We start from the raw sequence: 16,717 nt of genomic DNA, 5'->3' as shown, positions 1-16,717 counted from the left end.
TCAGCTGCCCATCTTCGACTGCAGGTAGTTCTGCTCGCCCACGCGGTTGATGAGGTCGAGCTGGGTTTCGATCCAGTCCACGTGCTCTTCCTCGGAATCGAGGATGTCCTTGAACAGGCGGCCGCTGGTGTAGTCCTTGATGCTGTCGCAGTACTCGATGGCTTCGCGCAGCACCGGCAGGCCGTCGAGCTCCAGCGACAGGTCGCACTCCAGGATCTCGCGCGGCGACTCGCCCACGCGCAGCTTGCCCAGCGCCTGGAAGTTCGGCAGCCCCTCGAGGAACAGGATGCGGTCCGCCAACTGGTCGGCGTGCTTCATCTCGTCGATCGATTCCTCGTACTCGTGCTTGGCGAGGTCTTCGAGGCCCCAGTTCTTCAGCATCTTGGCGTGCAGGAAGTACTGGTTGATCGCGGTGAGTTCGTTGAACAGCGCCTGGTTGAGGTACTTGATGACCTGGGGATCGCCCTTCATGGCATGTCTCCGGCTTGCGTGGGGAAGATGCCGGGACTGTAGCGCCATCACGCGGGGCGTGGCGGAACGCGAATCGTGATCATCCCCAGCCGCATCCGGCCGGGGCGGGGCCTCAGGCCGCGTTGGCGAGCGGCAGGACCTGCAGGACCTTGCGGGCCGCGGTTTCTTCTTCCAGGAGCCCGACCGCCGTGCCGACGCAGCTTCCGCAGCTGGCGCCGCAGCCCGTGCGCATGGTGAGCTCGGTCATGCTGCCGCAGCCGGCGGCAGCCGCCTGGCGGATTTCATGATCGGTAACCCCGTTGCAGACACAGACGTACACGGCAGGCTCGCAGGAATGGGACGCCGCGATTGTCATCGAGAATGAGAATGATTGTCAATCCTGCGCGATCGGACGCCGCCCCTGCGCCGGCCCCTGACCCGCCAGCCGCGACGAACGGCCCCGGGAACGCTGCGCCTCGAGACTGATCGTCGGCACGGCCCTGGCCCCCGCCACCTCCCGCGCGAACGGCGCCAGATGCTGCAGGGCACGGGTGTAGACGCCACGCTTGAAGTTCACCACGTGCTCCAGCGGGTACCAGAAGTCCACCCAGCGCCAGTGGTCGAACTCGGGCTTGTCGGTCAGGTCCAGGCGCAGGTCGGCGTCGGCGCCAGTGAAACGCAGCAGGAACCAGACCTGCTTCTGGCCGATGCAGACCAGGCGGTCGTTGCGGCGGATGGCCCGCGGTGGCAGCCGGTAGCGCAGCCAGCCGGGCGTGACCCCGAGCACGTCGACGTGGCCGGCCAGCAGCCCGGTTTCCTCCTCGAGCTCCCGGTACATGGCCTCGGCCGGCGTCTCGTCGGAGTTCATCCCGCCCTGCGGGAACTGCCAGCCGTCGCGGCGCACGCGGCGCGCCCAGAACACCCGGCCGTCCGGGTGCATCAACACAATGCCCACGTTGGGGCGATAGCCGTCCGGATCGATCACGATGCGGACTCCTGAGGTCTTACGACGCCTCCGGCGTCACTGCGACCGACTCTGCCACGGGCCGCGGGGGGCGACAAGCCGCGGCCGCCCAATTTGACGCCGGACCCGACCCAGTGGACAATTACGGGCTCGCCGCGAGCAGCGCGCGAGCCATGGCTATGTAGCTCAGACGGTTAGAGCGCGAGACTCATAATCCCGAGGTCGGTGGTTCGATTCCACCCATAGCCACCATTCCGAAGCCCCGCTACCGCGGGGCTTTTTGCTGGGTCAGGGCATTCCAGCGGGGCACCGTCAGTCCGCCGCGCGGGTCTGGAAGCTGCCTTCGACAGTGATCGCTGCCGCACCGCCGCGCTCCTGCGCCGAGAACATGTACCGACCCGCCAGCGCGTCGCCCGATGCAGCAGTGATCACCAGCTCGCCGTCGTCGATGGCGTAGTCGGCCGGGCCAGGGTGGACTTCGATATTGCCGTCGAAATCACCGTCTTCTCCAAGCGTGTAAGTGCCAGGCCCGGGAGACGCGGTGTCGCCACGCGCCAGCGAGATGATGACCGCACCGGCATCGCCCCCGGGCTGCCCGGAAAAGCTGAGGTGGTAACGGCCATACCTGGTTCCGGCAATGGCGCCCTCGCCCGCGACCGTCATCTCCAGGTCGCCGGACACCGCGGCCTGGAACGAAGCTCCAGCGGATTTTTCAGATGCCTGGACTCCGGTCGTGGCCGGGCTGCCGGAGGTACCGGGCGCGGCGGTGTCACCGGGCGCCCCGCCGCATGCGGCGACCAGGCAGCAAAGCCCCGTCAGGGCCAGCATGCGTCGGGCGCGACCGACTGCAGTCGGCCACCTGGGGTGAAAACGCTGATTCATTCCTGTCTCCTCGGTCTGGTCTGGGTACCGGCGGGCTGTGCGCATCGACGTCAAGGGCTGCTCGCCGGTGTCACGTTGATCGTCTTTCGTGCGAGCACGATACTTCCCTGATTCTGGACATAGCGCACCTCATATATCCCTGCTTCCGCAGGCATCTGCAGCTGCAACGGATTTCCGCGTCCGGTGTACGTGTATCGCTCGTACTTGTTGCCCGCCGCATCGGGCTTGGCCACCGAGATGTAGTCGCTCTCATAATCAGGGCCGGTCCAGGACACGGTGAGCGTCGAGCCGGCCCCGGCGCTTGCTGGAGCGTCCACGCTCGCGGTGACGGCCGTGATGGTGATGGCCTCCCGCGCCAGTGCCGTCTGGGTTTTGTGGCTGATGTAACGGACTTCGTAATCCCCGGCATCCTTGGGAAGCAGCAGCTGCAGCGGGTTTCCCTTCGTCGTGTAGGTGTAGTTCTCGTACCTGTTGTCCGCCGCATCGGGCTTGGCCACCGAGATGTAGTCGGAGGGCTCGTCCGGACCGGACCAGACCACCCGCGCATTCGAGCCGGCCGCCCCGGTCTCGGGCGTTTTCACGCTGGCGTCCAGTTCCACGACGATTGGCAGCGTCACCCTGGTGCCGGTGACCTCACCCTCCGCGCTCGCACCGTCGGAGATGCGCTGCACGCTCACGTCATGCACGCCACGCGGCAGATCCACTTTGATGGACCCGGCATCGGCTGATTCGTGGAGCATCTCGCCGGTCGCACCATGGCGCACCGTCCACGTCAGGCCTTGCTCGATGGCGGGTCCCTTGACCTGATCGGTCGCAACCAGGGTGACCTCCACGGTGGCGACAACTTTCGGTTCGGGCGCTGGCTTCGGCTCAGCAGCAGGCGCTGGCGCGGCCTGCACGGCGCTGATCTGGTCAAGCGCGTCGCGCAGTTCGTCGGCATCGTCGGCGACGAAGAAGCGACCGCCCGTGGCTTCGGCAATGCAGCTGAGTTCACCCTTCGCTCCCGCCTCTTCCGCACCGAGCCCGAAGCCCACCGTATGCACGGTCAGGCCGATGCCCAGCTTCGCCAGGTTCGCGGCGGCCTGGCACGGGTCCAGGTGGCAGGTTTCCTGGCCGTCGGACACGAGGATGACCGTCGCTTCGTTTTCGGTGAACTTCAGCGCTTCCGCCGCATGCTCCACGGCCCTGGTCATCGGCGTCATGCCCACCGGGTTGACGCGCGCAATGGCCTGGCCGATCGCGCTGCGATCGGTCCCCACTGGAACCAGCGTCTGGATGTCGCTGCAGTCGCCCTTCCGGTTATGTCCATAAGCCACCAGACCGAGCCGGCGCTCGGGCGGCAGGTCCTTCAGCAGTCCCTGCACGACATCACGGGCGATGCTGATCTTGGCGACGCCGTCGATCTGCCCCCACATCGAGCCGGAGCCATCGAACACCAGGATGGTGTCGTGGGCCTTGGCCTGCTGGGCCTGGGCACCGACGGCCGGGCTGGCAAGGCCGACGGCAAGCGCCAGCGTGAGATGTCGAAACATGATGTGTCCCCTGCCTTTCGTTGTTTGATTGGATCGTTGCCGCTCGTTGCTGGCCCGGCCCGCTTCACCAGCCTCCGTATGCCGGTGCGAACCTGTGCATCACATCGTCCAGGTCCCGCTCCGCGATCTGCCGGCGACGCTGGGCGCGCGAGAGTTCGCCTTCGGCGCGCTGCATGTCATCGCGGAGCCGGCGAAGTTCGCTGCGCAGGGCGTCGCGGTCCTTTTCCGCGATGTCCTGCTTGCCGATGCGGTCGCGGGTCTTGTCGATGTCCTTGCGAAGCGTGCGGATCCGGTGCTCGGTGGAGCTGACATCGGACCGGGCCTGGTTCACCAGCTGCCTGGCGTCGTGCACGTAACGCCCATCCGTGTAGCCGGCGAGGAAGCCACGCTCCAGCTCGTAGGGACAGACGCCTGCGTAGTTGTGGCCGTTGCTGCCCACGGTGAAGCCCCTGTGCGGGGTGCAATAGACATCCAGGCCGCGCTCTCGCGCGTCCATGTAGGCCCTCGCATCCACGCCCACGCCATGCGCGACGCAGGCCCGCTCGTGATCCCCCAGGCGCGACGGTGGATACCCCGCGGCGCCGTCTTCGTAGCCCACCCGTGCCCAGTTGCCGGCCAGGCATTCACTCTGGGTCATCGTGGCGCAGCCCGAATGCAGCATTGAAAACAGAACGACAACGACAAGCCCGACCACGCGCATGAACCACTCCTTGTGCCGGACGCCGCCTCCCGGGAGGCGCCCTGCAACATTCCGTGAACCCTGTACACGACCCATGGGGCGGGAAGCGGACAAGCCTCAGCAAACCGACGCACACGGCGTGAACACCAGCACCACGCTCGGGTCCCCGCCAGGCCCGCGCGAGAAATCCACCGCAAAGCGGTACGGCCACCCGGCGACCATCCCCGTGCCCGTCAGCGCGATTTCGGTGTTGGGAGCGAGCCGCCCCGGCGCGACGCGGTAGCCGGCGGCTTCCAGCACGTGGCGGTACGCGATCGCTTGGGAGGCCGCATCGCCATCATGGATCCAGGTGCTGGAAAGCACGCGTCGCGGTGGGCCTTCCGCTTGCGTGGTGCTGTGTTCGATCCACCCCGGCATGACCGGAAACGGGAAGTCCTGCCGTATTGCATGCACTCCGACCTGCACGCGCGTGGGCTCATCCGCCCGGGAAGCAGTGTATGGCGCACCGTTTCCGTAGCCGACGATCACGGTCACCGCGTACAGCAGTGCCGACAGCCTCCAGTCCATTTCCAGCCCCCCGGCGCGGAGCCTGGCCGCGGCGATTCGCGGGATGCGGCTCCATCTGTATCTGTGGACTACGCCACCTTGACCCCGGCAGAGGACATTCCCGGGATTTACGCACCCCCGGCAGGCTATGGTTGTGCATGATCACGAGCGCCAGGAACGGTATGGACACCCCCGACGTCACGGAAGAAATCTGCGTCAGCGCAGCCGAGCTCGCGCCCTTGCTGTACCCGGACCTGCGGCGCGCGGCGCGCGGCATCCGCGCACGGATGTCCCGCGGCGGCACGCTGCAGACCACTGAACTGATCCATGAGACCTACCTGAAAGTGGTGCGCGGCGGTCCGTGGGCCAGCCGTCGCCACTTCCTGGCCGCCGCCGCCGTGGCGATGCGGCACGTGCTGGTGGACCAGGCGCGCGCCCGGTCGCGACTGCGCCGCGGCGAGGGCGTCGCCCCGCTCTCGCTGGACGAGGCGGTGCATGCCGTGGAGGCACAGTCATCCCTGTCGTCATCCCCTGACGAAGACGACCTCAACATGGCCATCGGCGAGGCGCTGGAGACCCTGGCACAGATCGAGCCCCGGCTGGCGCGCGTGGTGGAGTGCCGCTACTTCGCCGGCTACACCGAGGTCGAAACCGCCGACATCCTCAACGTCACCTCACGCACCGTGCGACGCGACTGGATCAAGGCGCGCGCATGGCTGCAGACGCAGCTTGTCGACTATTCCGACGCGCTGGGCTGATCGCTCCAGCCCTGCTGCAGCGCCTCCAGCTGCTGAAGTGCGTTCGCGCCCGCCGGTCCAAGCGCCACCAGCCCGGATCGCGCCTGCACCAATGCCGCCTGTGCCGCTGCGACCGCACCGCCTGCGTGGTGTGCGCGCGCCCTCGAGATGTCGAGCATCGCCGAAAGGACATGCGGCGTGCCGTATGTCTCCAGTATGCCGGGGCCGACCTCGTCGATGAGCTCCCATGCCCCCTGTGGATGCCCGCTGCCCGACAGGGCGTCGGCCAGTCCCAGGCTGGCGGCCACGGCGATGGCTCCGGTCTCGCCACCGGCATGGATGCGGCCCATGTCGATCGCATCGCGCAGCAGCGGGACGGCCTCTTCGTGCCGTCCGAGCTGGCTCAGCGTCTTGCCCATGTTGTTCATCAGCGCCGCCATCGCGGCCGACGGGCCATACAGCTCGCGGCGCAGCGCCAGCGCGTCCTCCATGATCCCGATCGCAACCTCTGGCCGGCTGAGGCGGGCTTCCACGGAGGCCCAGTTGTTGAGCGTGTTGAGCGCGTCTGCGCTGCGGTCCTGTCCCAGTTCCTGCCAGAGGCCGTGCGCCTGTTGGAACCGGCTTGCCGCATCCTCCAGGCGTCCGGCCTGGAAATAGGCGATGCCCAGGTTGTTCACCAGCACTACGGTTTCGCGGTGCGTCGGACCGGAAAGCTCGATGCGCTGCGGCAGCGCGTCCTCCAGCGTGCGAACCGCGAGGTCGATGTCGCCCCGGGTGCGTTCGAGCTGCGACTGCAGTAGCCGGCTGTCGAGCAGCTCGGACCGGTAGCGGCGCGGATCACCGGCCCAGAATGCCTGCGCCTGCTGCAGCAGGCCGGCGGCATCGTCGGGGCGGGTCTCGCGGAAGCTGATCTGGGCGAGGTCGTGCCTGGCCATGGCCTGGACGTCGTCATCCACGGCGCCATCGGCCACCAGGCGCTCCAGCAGTGGCCGTGCACCGGTGTAGTCGTTGATCTGGAAAAACAGCTCCGACAGCGCCAGCGAGATGTCCGCGTAGGCCGCCCGATCGCTGCCGAACTCGTCGGCGACCTGGGCGGCGGCGCGGGTCAGCACGTCGCGCGCGGTCACGTCGCCATCGGCCTGCAGCTCGCCGGCGCTGCGGAACATCAGCGTCATGTACTGGCGCACGGCGTTGTTCCGCACGATTTCCCGCCGCGCATGGTCGCGCTCGATCGCCGCCTCGCGCCCCTGCAGCACCACGCCGGTCACGCCCGCGACCACGCTGGCCACGGCGATCGCCGCCGCCGCGAAGCCGACGCGATGGCGGCGCAGCGCACGCAGGCACACGTAGGCGATGGTGGGCTTGCGCGCCTTCACCGGGCGCTGGTCCAGGTGCGCGCGGATGTCTTCGGCAAGCTCGTCGGTGGTGCGGTAGCGCTGCCCGGGGTTCGGCTGCAGCGCCTTGCGGATGATGTTGTCGATGTCACCGCGCAGCGCCCGCGCGGACGCGCCGCTGAGCCGGTTGCTGGCGCGCGGCGGTTCCTGCAGCGCCAGTCGTTCCAGTGCGCGCATGAGCGGCATGCCGCCCAGCTGCCAGGGGCGCTCCCCGGTGACCAGCTCGAACAGGATCACGCCAAGCGCGTAGACATCGGTGGCGGTGGAGATCGCCCCGCCGTTCAGCTGCTCGGGCGCGCAGTAATCCGGCGACGCGCGGATCACCCGGGTGGCATCCTGCGGCAGGCCGTCATCCGCCGACAGGTGCTTGGCGATGCCGAAATCGAGCAGCTTGAGCTGGCCGTCCGCGGTCACCAGGATGTTTCCCGGCTTGAGGTCGCGGTGCACCACCAGGTGGCGGTGCGCGTGGCCCACCGCATCGCAGGCCTGCAGCACCAGCTGCAGGCGCTCGTGCAGCGGGAGGTCGCGGGCGTACTCGTTGAGCGGCAGGCCGTCGACGTACTCCATCACCGCGTAGGGCGTGCCCTGGTACTCGCTGCCGTCGAGCAGGTGGGCGATGGCCGGATGCTCCAGCCGCGCCAGGATCCGGCGCTCGGCGGCGAACCGCGCGCGGTCTTCGTCCGACTGCATCCGCAGCATCAGCTTGAGCGCGGCGCGCTGCTCGAAATCGGCGCCGGTGCGAGTGACCAGGTACACCTCGCCCATGCCGCCGCGGCCCAGCAGCGCGTCCACCCGCCAGTGGCCGACGAGGGCGCCAGGCGCAAGCATCGGAGTCGATCCCGGGCCGGGCCCCGGACCGGCGGTGGCGGCGTCATCGGCGGCAAGCAGCGCCAGCACTTCCTCGCGGACCAGTGCATCGGGCTCAAGCGCGGCCAGCAACGCCTCGCGACCTTCCGATGGCGTCTCCGCCACCCTGTCGAACAGCTCCCACACACGCTTCCAGCGCGTTGCATCATCCATCGACCGCTCCCCGGCCGGGCGGGCATGGCACGCGCCCCATGACCGCGGCTGCCCCCCGTTCAGGCAAGTATAGCCAAGGCCCCGGCTACCGCCCGCCCGGAGCGACGGGCAGGATTCCGCCCGCCCGCGTGACGCGTACGGATCGTGTCCGTGCACGGCCGGTCGACATCACCGGCGCTCGTCGGAAACCACCTGTCCATCCACCAGCGTGATCGTGCGGTCGCAGGTCTCCGACAGCCGCGGATCATGCGTCACCACCAGCACCGCACAACCGTATTCCGAGTTGAAGCGCCGCAGCAGCTCGAAGACTTCGGCGGCAGTCTTCGTGTCCAGGTTCCCGGTCGGCTCATCGGCCAGCAGCAGCGACGGTCGCGTCACCAGGGCGCGGGCGATCGCCACGCGCTGCTGTTGGCCGCCCGACAGCTGGTCGGGATGGCGGTCGGCGAACTTCTCGAGCCCCACGTCCGCCAGCAGTCCGCGCGCGGTGTCGACGGTCTCGCGGTCCGGTCGCCCGCGCGCGACCATCGTGGGCATCAGCACGTTCTCGAGCGCGGTGAACGCGCCGATCAGGTGGTGGAACTGGAACACGAACCCGATGTGCTCGCCCCGCAGTGCGGTGCGTCCCTCGTCGTCCATGTCACGCGTGGGCTTGCCGCGCAGGTAGAGCTCGCCATCGGTGGGCGAGTCGAGCAGGCCGATCAGGTTCAGCAGCGTGCTCTTGCCCGAGCCGGACGGGCCCACGAGCGCCGCGAAGTCCGCACTGTCCAGGTGGAGGTCGATGCCGTGCAGCACCTCCACTTCGTTCGGCTGACCGATGTTGTAGGACTTGCGCAGCCCTTCAAGCCGCAGCACCTCGCCAGCGTCAGCCATAGCGGATGGCCTCCACCGGATCCAGTCGCGAGGCGCGCGATGCCGGCACCAGGGCCGCGCCCACGCCGGCCAGGGTGGCCAGCGCCATCGCCGCCGGCACCAGCGCCACCGGCATCGGGATGAAGAACAGGCCGGGACCGAAGTTGTTGAAGGCCGCGATCAATCCCCAACCCGCCAGCCCGCCCACCGCCGAGCCCACCAGGCCCAGCACCGCGCCCTGCACCAGGAAGACCTGCAGCATCTGCCGCCGCCGCGTGCCCATCGCGCGCAGGATGCCGATCTCGCGCGTGCGCTGCGCCACGCTCACCGCGAGCACGCTGGCGATGCCGAACGCGACCGACACCGCGACGAAGAAACTGATCATCCGCGTGGACATGCTCTGCGAGGTCAGCGCGTTCATCAGCTGCGCATTGGTCTCCATCCAGCTCTGGGCCTGCAGGCCGGTCAGGCCGCGCACGCGCGCGGCGATGCGGTCGGCGCCGAAGAGGTCCTCGACGGTGAGGTCGATGACGGTGACGCCCCCGGGCAGCGCGAGCAGTGACTGCGCCTGCTTCAGGTCGAGGTAGACATAGCGCGCGTCGAGCTCGCGCACGCCGAGCTCGAAGATGCCGGCGATATTGACGATGGCTTCGCGGCCGTCGCCGGCATCGAGCCTGAGCTTGCCGCCAAGGCGCAGGCCGAGGTCTTCGGCCAGCTGCCTGCCCACCACCGCATCGCCGGAACCGACTTCAAGCCGCCCCTCGACCATGCTGTCGCCGAGGGGAATCACCCGCAGGTAGCGCGGCAGGTCCACGCCGACCAGCGCGACCGACTCGACGGCCTCGCCGCGGCGTCCGAAGGCAGGCCCGGAGACCACGGGCGATACCGCCGTGATACCGGCAAGCCCGTCGAGCACGTCACGCACCTGGAGCCAGTTGTCGATCGGCCGCAGCGCCTGCGCGCGGCGGTCCTCTAGCACCAGCTGCAGCGTGCCGGGCGCTGCGGGCGCGATGCGGTTCATCTCGCGCGGCGCCTCCACCCTGACGTGCGCCTGGGTCCCGAGCGTGCGGTCGATCAGGTTGTCCTGCAGCCCGGCGATCAGCGCGGTCACGAACACGATCACCGCCACGCCCACCGCGATGCCGAACAGGATCAGCAGGGTCTGCGCCCGGCCGTGGCGCAGGAAGCGCATCGCGATGGTGGATTCGATCCACATCGATCAGTCGAACTTGACCGGCAGCTCGCCGCGCGTGTCGCCGCCGACGTCCGGCGGCGCCTGGCCTTCGATGCGGACGCGTCCGCCATCATCGGGCAGGTCGCCGGATTGGAGCGCACCCGCGGCCAGCACGCGATCGCCGGCATCCAGGCCTTCAAGCACTTCGCTCATCGCCAGGCCACGCAGGCCCAGCCGGACCGGCGTGCGTTCCACCCGGCTGTTGCGCACACGCAGGACGGTGGCACGGTCGGAACCTTCGCTTGCCTCGAGCAGCGCGTCGTTGGGCACGGCCAGCGCGTTGTCGCGGCTGCCGGTGAGGATGGTGGCGGTCACGGTCATGTCCTGGCGCACGAAGTCCGTGCCCGGGTCGATGCGCAGGCGGACGTCGACGGTTCCGCGCGCGGGATCGATGCCCGGTGCGACGTGGTACACGGTCGCGGAAAAAGGACGGTCCGGGAACGCGTCGGCGATGCAGGTGACGGACTGGCCAAGCGCAAGACGGGCGAGGTTCTTCTCGTCCAGCGGCAGCAGGACCTCGCCGGGGGCGTCGCGCGCGATCTCCAGCAGCACGTCGCCGGGATTGACCGTGTCGCCCGGCTCGACGTTGCGCACGAGGACGGTGCCGGCCACCGTGGACCGGATCACCGCGCGCGCGAGGTCGGCCTCGGCGGCGACCACGCGCTCGCGCGCCTGGGCCTCGCGGGCGCCGCCGTTGAGCGCTGCCGCGGCCACGCGTGCCTGGTCAGTGGCGGCACGCGCCGCGACCACGGCCTGCGCGGCCTGCTCCACGCTTTCCCTGGCCACGAGCTGGCGCTCGCCAAGCTCCCGGCGGCGGACCAGTTCACGCTCCGCCTGCGCCAGTTCGGCATTCGCCTCGCGCAGGCGCGCCTCGGCATCGGGGCGCTCGGCCTCGCGCAGCGCGGCGAGCGCGGCAAGCGCTTCGTCGCGACGGGCCTCCAGGTCGCGCGCGCGCAGCGTGACGAGCACATCGCCCGGGGCCACCCGGTCGCCCTCCATCACGCGCCGCTCGAGCACCAGCCCCGCGATCTCGGCGCCGACCTGCACGCGCGACAGCGCGGCCACGCGGCCGGTGGCGACGACGTTCTGCACCATCGGTCCAGCGACCACGTCGTACCCGGGCAGGACGGGGCCGCGCCATCTGCCCACGCCCCAGGCAAGGACCAGCACCGCGACGACGGCCGCGGCTGCAAGCATCCATTTGCGCCGCCCTGACATTCCGGCCATGGCTTCACCTGACGGGAAAACCGCATGTTGACCTGCTGGAGTGATGGCGGCAATGACGGCCCGGCGCGCTCCCAACCACCCCGATGTCAGCTGCGCGCGATGCCAGCGCGTGCAGCCTCGCGCCTGCATGGCGGCCCATCGCTCTCTTCCGCGATTTCAGGCCTGCGCATGGAGACACCCACCGCGCCCAATCGCAAAAAAGGATTCCAATGAAGACCATTACCTCCAGGCGCCGAGCGCCAGGCAAGCCACTCCTCAGCTCGGGCCTGGCCCTTGCCTTGACGCTGCCTTGCCTCGCCAGCGCTGCACCAATCTGGCAGCCCATTCCCGTCCCCGTGCCGTCACCGATCGACAACCGGACGCTGCTGATCGAGATTCTCCAGGAACTCCAGGACGTGCAGGACCGGCTGCAGCCGGAACGCGTGACTCTCTCATCCGGCGTTTTCTCGCTTCCTGCGAATGCGCGCTCGGTGGACTGGGTGCTGATCAACAATGACGCCGCGCCGCAGACGGTCACTGTCACGGTTTACAGATGGCGCATCGGCATGGGCAAAGTGGAAGTTGCACCCGGCCCCATCACTGTGACCATTGCGCCAGGCCATGCGACGCACAATGCCAACAGCGTCGGAACCACTTTCAGCTGGGGCGGAAGCTTCGAAGTGGTCGTGAGTGGCGGCAGTCAGAAAGTGCTGCCAACGGCAATGGTCTGGGAAGACCTGGGGAATACCGTGATTCCCGGTACCCACATCGGTCCAGGAGATTGGGTGCGGATCGATTGAGTTCATCGACTGGCTCAAGCCGGTGCCGTGCAACTGCGCGGCACCGGTGCAAGCCCCTAGATCTTGTCGTGCTTGCTCCCACCCAGGCAGCGCGGGGAGTCCGGCGCCGCACCCTGGTCGGCCCATTCACCCGGCGTGTAGGTATGCAGCGCCAGCGCGTGGATCTCGGCCATCAGCCCGCCCACTGCGGCATACACGGCCTGGTGGCGGCGCACGGGGGACTTGCCGTCGAACGTGTCGCTCACAACCACCGCCTTGTAATGCGTCTCTAGCCCACGGCTGTGCATGTGGCTTTCGTCCAGCACGTCCAGGTGCGTGGGCGACAGGGCGCCGAGGGCGGCGCGGATGCGGTCTGCTTTCGTGCTCATGCGGCCATTATCGCGGAAAGCGCCTGACTGGCCGCGATCCACTCCTCGTTCGTGGGTTCCACGCCCACCAGTACCCGGCTGTCCTGCGCGGAAATCACCGGTGAATGCGCATCGTTCGCCGTCGCGTCCAGGCGCAGGCCCAGGAACTCCAGGTCTCTGCACACGCGCTCGCGGATGAAGGCGTTGTGCTCGCCCACGCCGGCGGTGAACACCAGCAGGTCGAGGCCGCCCAGCACCGCCACCAGCGCACCGATCTCGCGCACGATCCGTCGCACGTAGAGTTCAAGCGCAATCCGTGCACGCTCGCCGCTGTCGCCTTCGTCGTCCTCGTGCGTCACGATCACGCGCGGTTCCGCCGAGATCCCCGAAACGCCGAGCAGCCCGGAGCGGTGGTACAGCAGCTGGCCGACCTCTTCCAGGCCCAGCTTCTCGATCTCCATCAGGTACAGCACCGCGCCGGGATCCAGCGCGCCGGTGCGCGTGCCCATCATCAGTCCGTCGAGCGCGGAGAAGCCCATGGTGGTCGCAACGCTCTGCAGCTCACGCATCGCGCACAGGCTGGCACCACTGCCCAGGTGTGCGACCACGGTGCGGCCGCGCGCGACGTCGCCGTGGCGCTCGGGCAGCGCGGTCGCCATGTAGGCATATGACAATCCGTGGAAACCGTAGCGACGCAGGCCGCGCTCCCAGGCGTCATAGGGCAGCGGCAGGATCTGTTCGACCTTGGGCAGGGTGTGGTGGAAGCCGGTGTCGAAGCAGGCCACCTGGGGAAGCCGCGGATACTCGCGCAGCAGGATGGCGACGGCTTCCAGCGCGAAAGGCTGGTGCAGCGGCGCCAGCGGGATGTAGCCGCGCAGGTCGTCGAGCACGCCGGCGTCCACGCGCACGGGCTCGAAGTACCTGCTGCCGCCGTGCACCACGCGATGGGCGACCACGCCCACGCGGCGGCCGGCCAGCCTTTCGAGGATGCGGTCGCGGATCAGCGCCAGCGCGCTGCGATAGGGCTTGCCGGCGTCGAGCTCGACCGCGAACGGCTCGACGCCGCTCTCGCCGAAGTCGGGCGTGGGACCACCGATGCCCTGCACCTTGCCGTTCCACAGCGGCTTGCGCGGCAGCGGGTCGACGCCGCTGTCGTACACGGCGAACTTGATGCTCGACGAGCCGCAGTTGAGCACCACCACCAGGTCGGCGCCCGAGGACTCGACCGCGGGCGCCGCGGGCGCCGCGGGCTGTGCGCTCACGGCGGGCTCCGGCGGTTGTGATGGGCCAGCATCAGCGCGATCGCGCAGGAGGCGATGCGCGCCTCGCGCGGGTCGGCGCGGCTGGTCAGCACCACCGGCACCTTCGCGCCCAGCACGATGCCCGCGCTGGTGGCCTGGCCCATGTACAGCAGCTGCTTGGCCAGCATGTTGCCGCTTTCCAGATCAGGCACGACCAGGATGTCCGCCTGCCCGGCCACCGGCGATTCGATGCCCTTGGTCTGCGCGGCCGCCATCGACACCGCATTGTCGAAGGCCAGCGGACCGTCGAGTACGCCACCGGTGATCTGGCCGCGATCGGACATCTTGCACAGAGCGGCGGCGTCGAGCGTGGCCGGCATCGTCGGGTTGACGGTCTCGACCGCGGCCAGGATCGCCACCTTCGGTCGCGCCACGCCGATCACGTGCGCAAGGAAGATCGCGTTCTGCACGATATCGGCCTTCTGCAGCAGGTCGGGCGCGAGGTTGACCGCGGCATCGGTGACGATGAACGGCCGCGGGTAATGCGGCGTCTGCATCACGAAGCAGTGGCTCACGCGGCGCTTGGTGCGCAGGCCGGATGCGGATGACACCACCGCCGACATCAGCTCGTCGGTGTGCAGGCTGCCCTTGATCAGCATTTCCACGTCGCCGCTGCGGGCCAGCTCGGCCGCGCGCAGGGCGGCGGCGTGGCTGTGGGCGACGTCCTCGATGGCGATGCCGGAGATGTCGAGGCCGGCCTCTTCCGCCACGGCCTCGAGCCGCGCGCGCGGGGCCACCAGCACCGGTTCCACCAGACCCGCGTCGCGCACGTCCAGCGCCGCGGCAAGGCTCAGCGCATCGCAGGGATGGACGATCGCGGCGCGCACGGGCTCGAGCGTGGCGACGTGCGCCAGCAGGCGCGCGAGGCCGTCGTTGCCGTTGGCGTCGCTGGCGTGGATGTCCGGAAGCGCGACGCGCTCGCGCTCGATGCGCTCGTCGCGCGCCAGCACTTCCACCTCGCCCTCGATCACGGCCTCGCCGTCCTGGTTCCGGCCGAGGCAGGCCAGCACCACGGCGCGGTTGGCGTCGTGCTTTGACGTCACCGTGATGCGAAGCGTCAGCGTGTCACCTGACGCCAACGGGCCTTTGAAGCGCAGCTCCTGCCGCCGGTACACGGTGCCCGGACCCGGCAGGCGCGAACCGAGCAGCGCCGCCAGCCAGGCGCCGGCCCACATGCCCATGGCGACGGTGTCCTGCGCGGCGGGCGTCGCGGCGCCCTTGCCCTCGGGATCATCGATGGCCTTGCCGGCCAGCAGCGCGAACATGCGGAGGTCTTCCCGCGTCAGCGTGCGCGCGAGGCTGGCGCTGTCGCCGACGGAGATCTCGTCGAAGGTGCGGTTCTGGATAGTGTCGAGCGACGGGCTGTCTGCGGTCATCGGGGTCCCTTGCGGTGGGCGGATCGGCGGCGTCGCGCAACAAGCGCCACGCGGCCAGTTTCGCGGCAGCGGGCGTGCGAGACAATGACGATGGTCAATCCACGCGGTGCGGCGGGCGCGACAATGGCGTGCATGTCGCGGGCGCCTGTGCCGCGATGAGGACGGAACCATGCCCCAAGCCATCGTCGACGGCGTCCTGTCCTTCGACGCCTTCGTCAGCATCACGCTGGCGATCCTGCTGCTGTTCGCCGGCAAGGGCCTCGCCGCGCGGATCGGCACGCTAGGCCGCTACGGCATCCCGGAGCCGGTGTTGGGCGGCGTGCTGTGCGCGGCCGTGGTCTGCGCGCTGTATTACGGCGCGGGGCTGATGGTGGGCTCGATCTCGCTGACCGGCGGGGTCGGCACCACGCTGGCCTGGGCGCCCACTTCACCGACGAGCTCGGCATCGCAGAAGCCGCCGAGCTCGGCCTGGCATCGAACATGGTGGGACTGATCGCGGCCGCCGGCACCCGGTGATGCCCTCCGCCGACGCCACGCTCGAGGTCGGCCGCCTGTACGGCGGCGACTCGCGCGACACGCTCGACTACGAAGCCGTGCTGCTGGCGGTGTTCTGGCTCAACGTTGCGCTGATGCTGGGACACGCCTGGGACTGCAGCTGTGGGTGCTGCAGCCGATGCTGGGCTTCATCGCGGTGGCGATGACGCTGCAGATCGCGATGGTGGTGGGCTTCACCACGTTCGTCGTGTTCCGCGCCATGGGCCGCGACTACGAGGCCGCGGTGATCTGCTCAGGCTTTGGCGGCATCACCCTGGGATCGACCGCCACGGCGGTGGCGAACATGACGGCCGTGGCGCGCGAGTATGGCGCGGCACCCAAGGCCTTCCTCGTGGTGCCGCTGGTGTGCGGGTTCGTGATCGACCTGGTGAACGCGCTGGTCATCGGCCTGCTGGCCGCCTGACCCCGCGGATTACTCGCTGGCGGCTTCGAGTCGCTTGGCGGCTTCGCGCTTGCCCATGCCGCGCAGCTCCGAGAGCCCCTGCACCTGCGCCTGGCGCGGCACGGTCTTGCCGGCTTCCCAGTTGTAGATCGACTGCGCACTGACCTCGGCCAGCTGGCCGTACTCGGCGGCCGACAGGCCCAGCTTCTCGCGGTGGGTCTTCAGTCCCTTGGCCGAAAAACGCAGCTTGCGGCCTTCGTCGCCTTCGGCCTGCACCTTCTTCGCAGGGCGCCCGGCGGACTTCAGCTGCCGCGACAGCGCCGCCACCTCGCGCTTGAGCGCGGCAATATCGCGCCGATAGCCGGCATTGGCCTTGCGGAGGGGGTCGAGTTGGGTCTTGGTTTCCTTGCGGGCAAGACGGGCGATTTCGGCTTTCAGAACGGTTGCGAGATTGGCCACCGGG

The 16,717-nt window shown here is 69.1% G+C and carries 20 protein-coding genes and 1 tRNA gene; 6 read left to right on the top strand and 15 right to left on the bottom strand.

Annotated elements, in window-relative coordinates; translation table 11 throughout:
• The 3 genes from bfr to ACW5F0_RS08945 all read right to left on the bottom strand — a co-directional run bounded on the left by bfr (window position 1) and on the right by ACW5F0_RS08945 (window position 1,435).
• Window positions 1-471 carry a bacterioferritin gene (gene bfr / locus ACW5F0_RS08955; RefSeq protein ID WP_456963603.1) on the bottom strand — a complete coding sequence of 157 codons (471 nt, stop codon included), beginning with the start codon at window positions 469-471 and terminating at the stop codon, window positions 1-3.
• Between the two features lie 112 nt (window positions 472-583).
• Window positions 584-790: a (2Fe-2S)-binding protein gene (locus ACW5F0_RS08950; protein WP_456963602.1), complete on the bottom strand. Its 207-nt coding sequence runs from the start codon at window positions 788-790 to the stop codon at window positions 584-586.
• Between the two features lie 54 nt (window positions 791-844).
• The gene (locus ACW5F0_RS08945; RefSeq protein ID WP_456963601.1) at window positions 845-1,435 is read right to left on the bottom strand and encodes an RNA pyrophosphohydrolase; all 591 of its coding nucleotides are present in this window, start codon (window positions 1,433-1,435) and stop codon (window positions 845-847) included.
• A 154-nt stretch (window positions 1,436-1,589) separates the two neighbouring features.
• Between ACW5F0_RS08945 and ACW5F0_RS08940 the strand changes: the two genes are divergently transcribed.
• Window positions 1,590-1,666 (top strand) — tRNA-Met (locus tag ACW5F0_RS08940).
• A 60-nt stretch (window positions 1,667-1,726) separates the two neighbouring features.
• Here ACW5F0_RS08940 and ACW5F0_RS08935 read toward each other — a convergent pair.
• From ACW5F0_RS08935 to ACW5F0_RS08920, 4 genes are all read right to left on the bottom strand, one after another.
• Complete coding sequence (locus ACW5F0_RS08935) at window positions 1,727-2,242, bottom strand: hypothetical protein (RefSeq protein ID WP_456999576.1); 516 nt, start codon at window positions 2,240-2,242, stop codon at window positions 1,727-1,729.
• Between the two features lie 104 nt (window positions 2,243-2,346).
• Complete coding sequence (locus tag ACW5F0_RS08930; RefSeq protein ID WP_456999574.1) at window positions 2,347-3,828, bottom strand: vWA domain-containing protein; 1,482 nt, start codon at window positions 3,826-3,828, stop codon at window positions 2,347-2,349.
• A gap of 64 nt (window positions 3,829-3,892) precedes the next feature.
• A complete protein-coding gene (locus ACW5F0_RS08925) occupies window positions 3,893-4,465 on the bottom strand; it encodes a DUF2799 domain-containing protein (RefSeq protein ID WP_456963598.1) in 573 nt (190 codons plus the stop codon).
• Window positions 4,466-4,624: 159 nt separating this feature from the next.
• Complete coding sequence (locus ACW5F0_RS08920; protein WP_456963597.1) at window positions 4,625-5,074, bottom strand: hypothetical protein; 450 nt, start codon at window positions 5,072-5,074, stop codon at window positions 4,625-4,627.
• Between the two features lie 161 nt (window positions 5,075-5,235).
• Between ACW5F0_RS08920 and ACW5F0_RS08915 the strand changes: the two genes are divergently transcribed.
• A complete protein-coding gene (locus ACW5F0_RS08915; protein ID WP_456963596.1) occupies window positions 5,236-5,811 on the top strand; it encodes an ECF-type sigma factor in 576 nt (191 codons plus the stop codon).
• Here ACW5F0_RS08915 and ACW5F0_RS08910 read toward each other — a convergent pair.
• The 4 genes from ACW5F0_RS08910 to ACW5F0_RS08895 all read right to left on the bottom strand — a co-directional run bounded on the left by ACW5F0_RS08910 (window position 5,790) and on the right by ACW5F0_RS08895 (window position 11,514).
• The gene (locus ACW5F0_RS08910; protein ID WP_456963595.1) at window positions 5,790-8,204 is read right to left on the bottom strand and encodes a protein kinase domain-containing protein; all 2,415 of its coding nucleotides are present in this window, start codon (window positions 8,202-8,204) and stop codon (window positions 5,790-5,792) included. The genes ACW5F0_RS08915 and ACW5F0_RS08910 overlap by 22 nt on opposite strands.
• A gap of 168 nt (window positions 8,205-8,372) precedes the next feature.
• Entirely contained in the window at window positions 8,373-9,074 is a 702-nt protein-coding gene (locus ACW5F0_RS08905; protein ID WP_456963594.1) for an ABC transporter ATP-binding protein, read from the bottom strand.
• Window positions 9,067-10,269: an ABC transporter permease gene (locus tag ACW5F0_RS08900; protein WP_456963593.1), complete on the bottom strand. Its 1,203-nt coding sequence runs from the start codon at window positions 10,267-10,269 to the stop codon at window positions 9,067-9,069. Before ACW5F0_RS08900 ends, ACW5F0_RS08905 begins: the two co-directional genes overlap by 8 nt.
• A gap of 3 nt (window positions 10,270-10,272) precedes the next feature.
• Entirely contained in the window at window positions 10,273-11,514 is a 1,242-nt protein-coding gene (locus ACW5F0_RS08895; protein WP_456999572.1) for an efflux RND transporter periplasmic adaptor subunit, read from the bottom strand.
• Window positions 11,515-11,723: 209 nt separating this feature from the next.
• On the opposite strand from ACW5F0_RS08895, the gene ACW5F0_RS08890 reads away from it, so the two are divergent.
• The gene (locus tag ACW5F0_RS08890; protein ID WP_456963591.1) at window positions 11,724-12,293 is read left to right on the top strand and encodes a hypothetical protein; all 570 of its coding nucleotides are present in this window, start codon (window positions 11,724-11,726) and stop codon (window positions 12,291-12,293) included.
• A gap of 56 nt (window positions 12,294-12,349) precedes the next feature.
• On the opposite strand, the gene ACW5F0_RS08885 is transcribed toward ACW5F0_RS08890, so the two are convergent.
• The 3 genes from ACW5F0_RS08885 to ACW5F0_RS08875 are packed head-to-tail and all read right to left on the bottom strand — an operon-like array spanning window position 12,350 to window position 15,317.
• Window positions 12,350-12,661 carry a BolA family protein gene (locus ACW5F0_RS08885; RefSeq protein ID WP_456963590.1) on the bottom strand — a complete coding sequence of 104 codons (312 nt, stop codon included), beginning with the start codon at window positions 12,659-12,661 and terminating at the stop codon, window positions 12,350-12,352.
• A complete protein-coding gene (locus tag ACW5F0_RS08880) occupies window positions 12,658-13,902 on the bottom strand; it encodes an acetate/propionate family kinase (RefSeq protein WP_456999570.1) in 1,245 nt (414 codons plus the stop codon). Before ACW5F0_RS08880 ends, ACW5F0_RS08885 begins: the two co-directional genes overlap by 4 nt.
• Window positions 13,899-15,317, bottom strand: coding sequence for a bifunctional enoyl-CoA hydratase/phosphate acetyltransferase (locus ACW5F0_RS08875; protein WP_456963588.1), 1,419 nt, complete (start codon window positions 15,315-15,317; stop codon window positions 13,899-13,901). Before ACW5F0_RS08875 ends, ACW5F0_RS08880 begins: the two co-directional genes overlap by 4 nt.
• 169 nt (window positions 15,318-15,486) lie before the next feature.
• Between ACW5F0_RS08875 and ACW5F0_RS08870 the strand changes: the two genes are divergently transcribed.
• The 3 genes from ACW5F0_RS08870 to ACW5F0_RS08860 are packed head-to-tail and all read left to right on the top strand — an operon-like array spanning window position 15,487 to window position 16,275.
• On the top strand, window positions 15,487-15,810 hold the full coding sequence (locus ACW5F0_RS08870) for a sodium/glutamate symporter (RefSeq protein ID WP_456999569.1): 324 nt from the start codon (window positions 15,487-15,489) through the stop codon (window positions 15,808-15,810).
• 22 nt (window positions 15,811-15,832) lie between these two features.
• Window positions 15,833-16,018 (top strand): hypothetical protein, encoded by a 186-nt coding sequence (locus ACW5F0_RS08865; protein ID WP_456963586.1) that lies wholly within the window; start codon window positions 15,833-15,835, stop codon window positions 16,016-16,018.
• Window positions 15,991-16,275, top strand: a complete 285-nt coding sequence (locus ACW5F0_RS08860) for a sodium/glutamate symporter (RefSeq protein WP_456999568.1) — start codon at window positions 15,991-15,993, stop codon at window positions 16,273-16,275. Before ACW5F0_RS08865 ends, ACW5F0_RS08860 begins: the two co-directional genes overlap by 28 nt.
• Before the next feature lie 9 nt (window positions 16,276-16,284).
• On the opposite strand, the gene ACW5F0_RS08855 is transcribed toward ACW5F0_RS08860, so the two are convergent.
• Entirely contained in the window at window positions 16,285-16,713 is a 429-nt protein-coding gene (locus tag ACW5F0_RS08855; RefSeq protein WP_456963584.1) for a helix-turn-helix domain-containing protein, read from the bottom strand.
• Between the last annotated feature and the right edge of the window lie 4 nt (window positions 16,714-16,717).

Source organism: Luteimonas sp. A534 (assembly GCF_054072805.1).
Note: the sequence above shows the minus strand (reverse complement) of the source record. Positions and strands in the feature narration are given on the sequence as shown.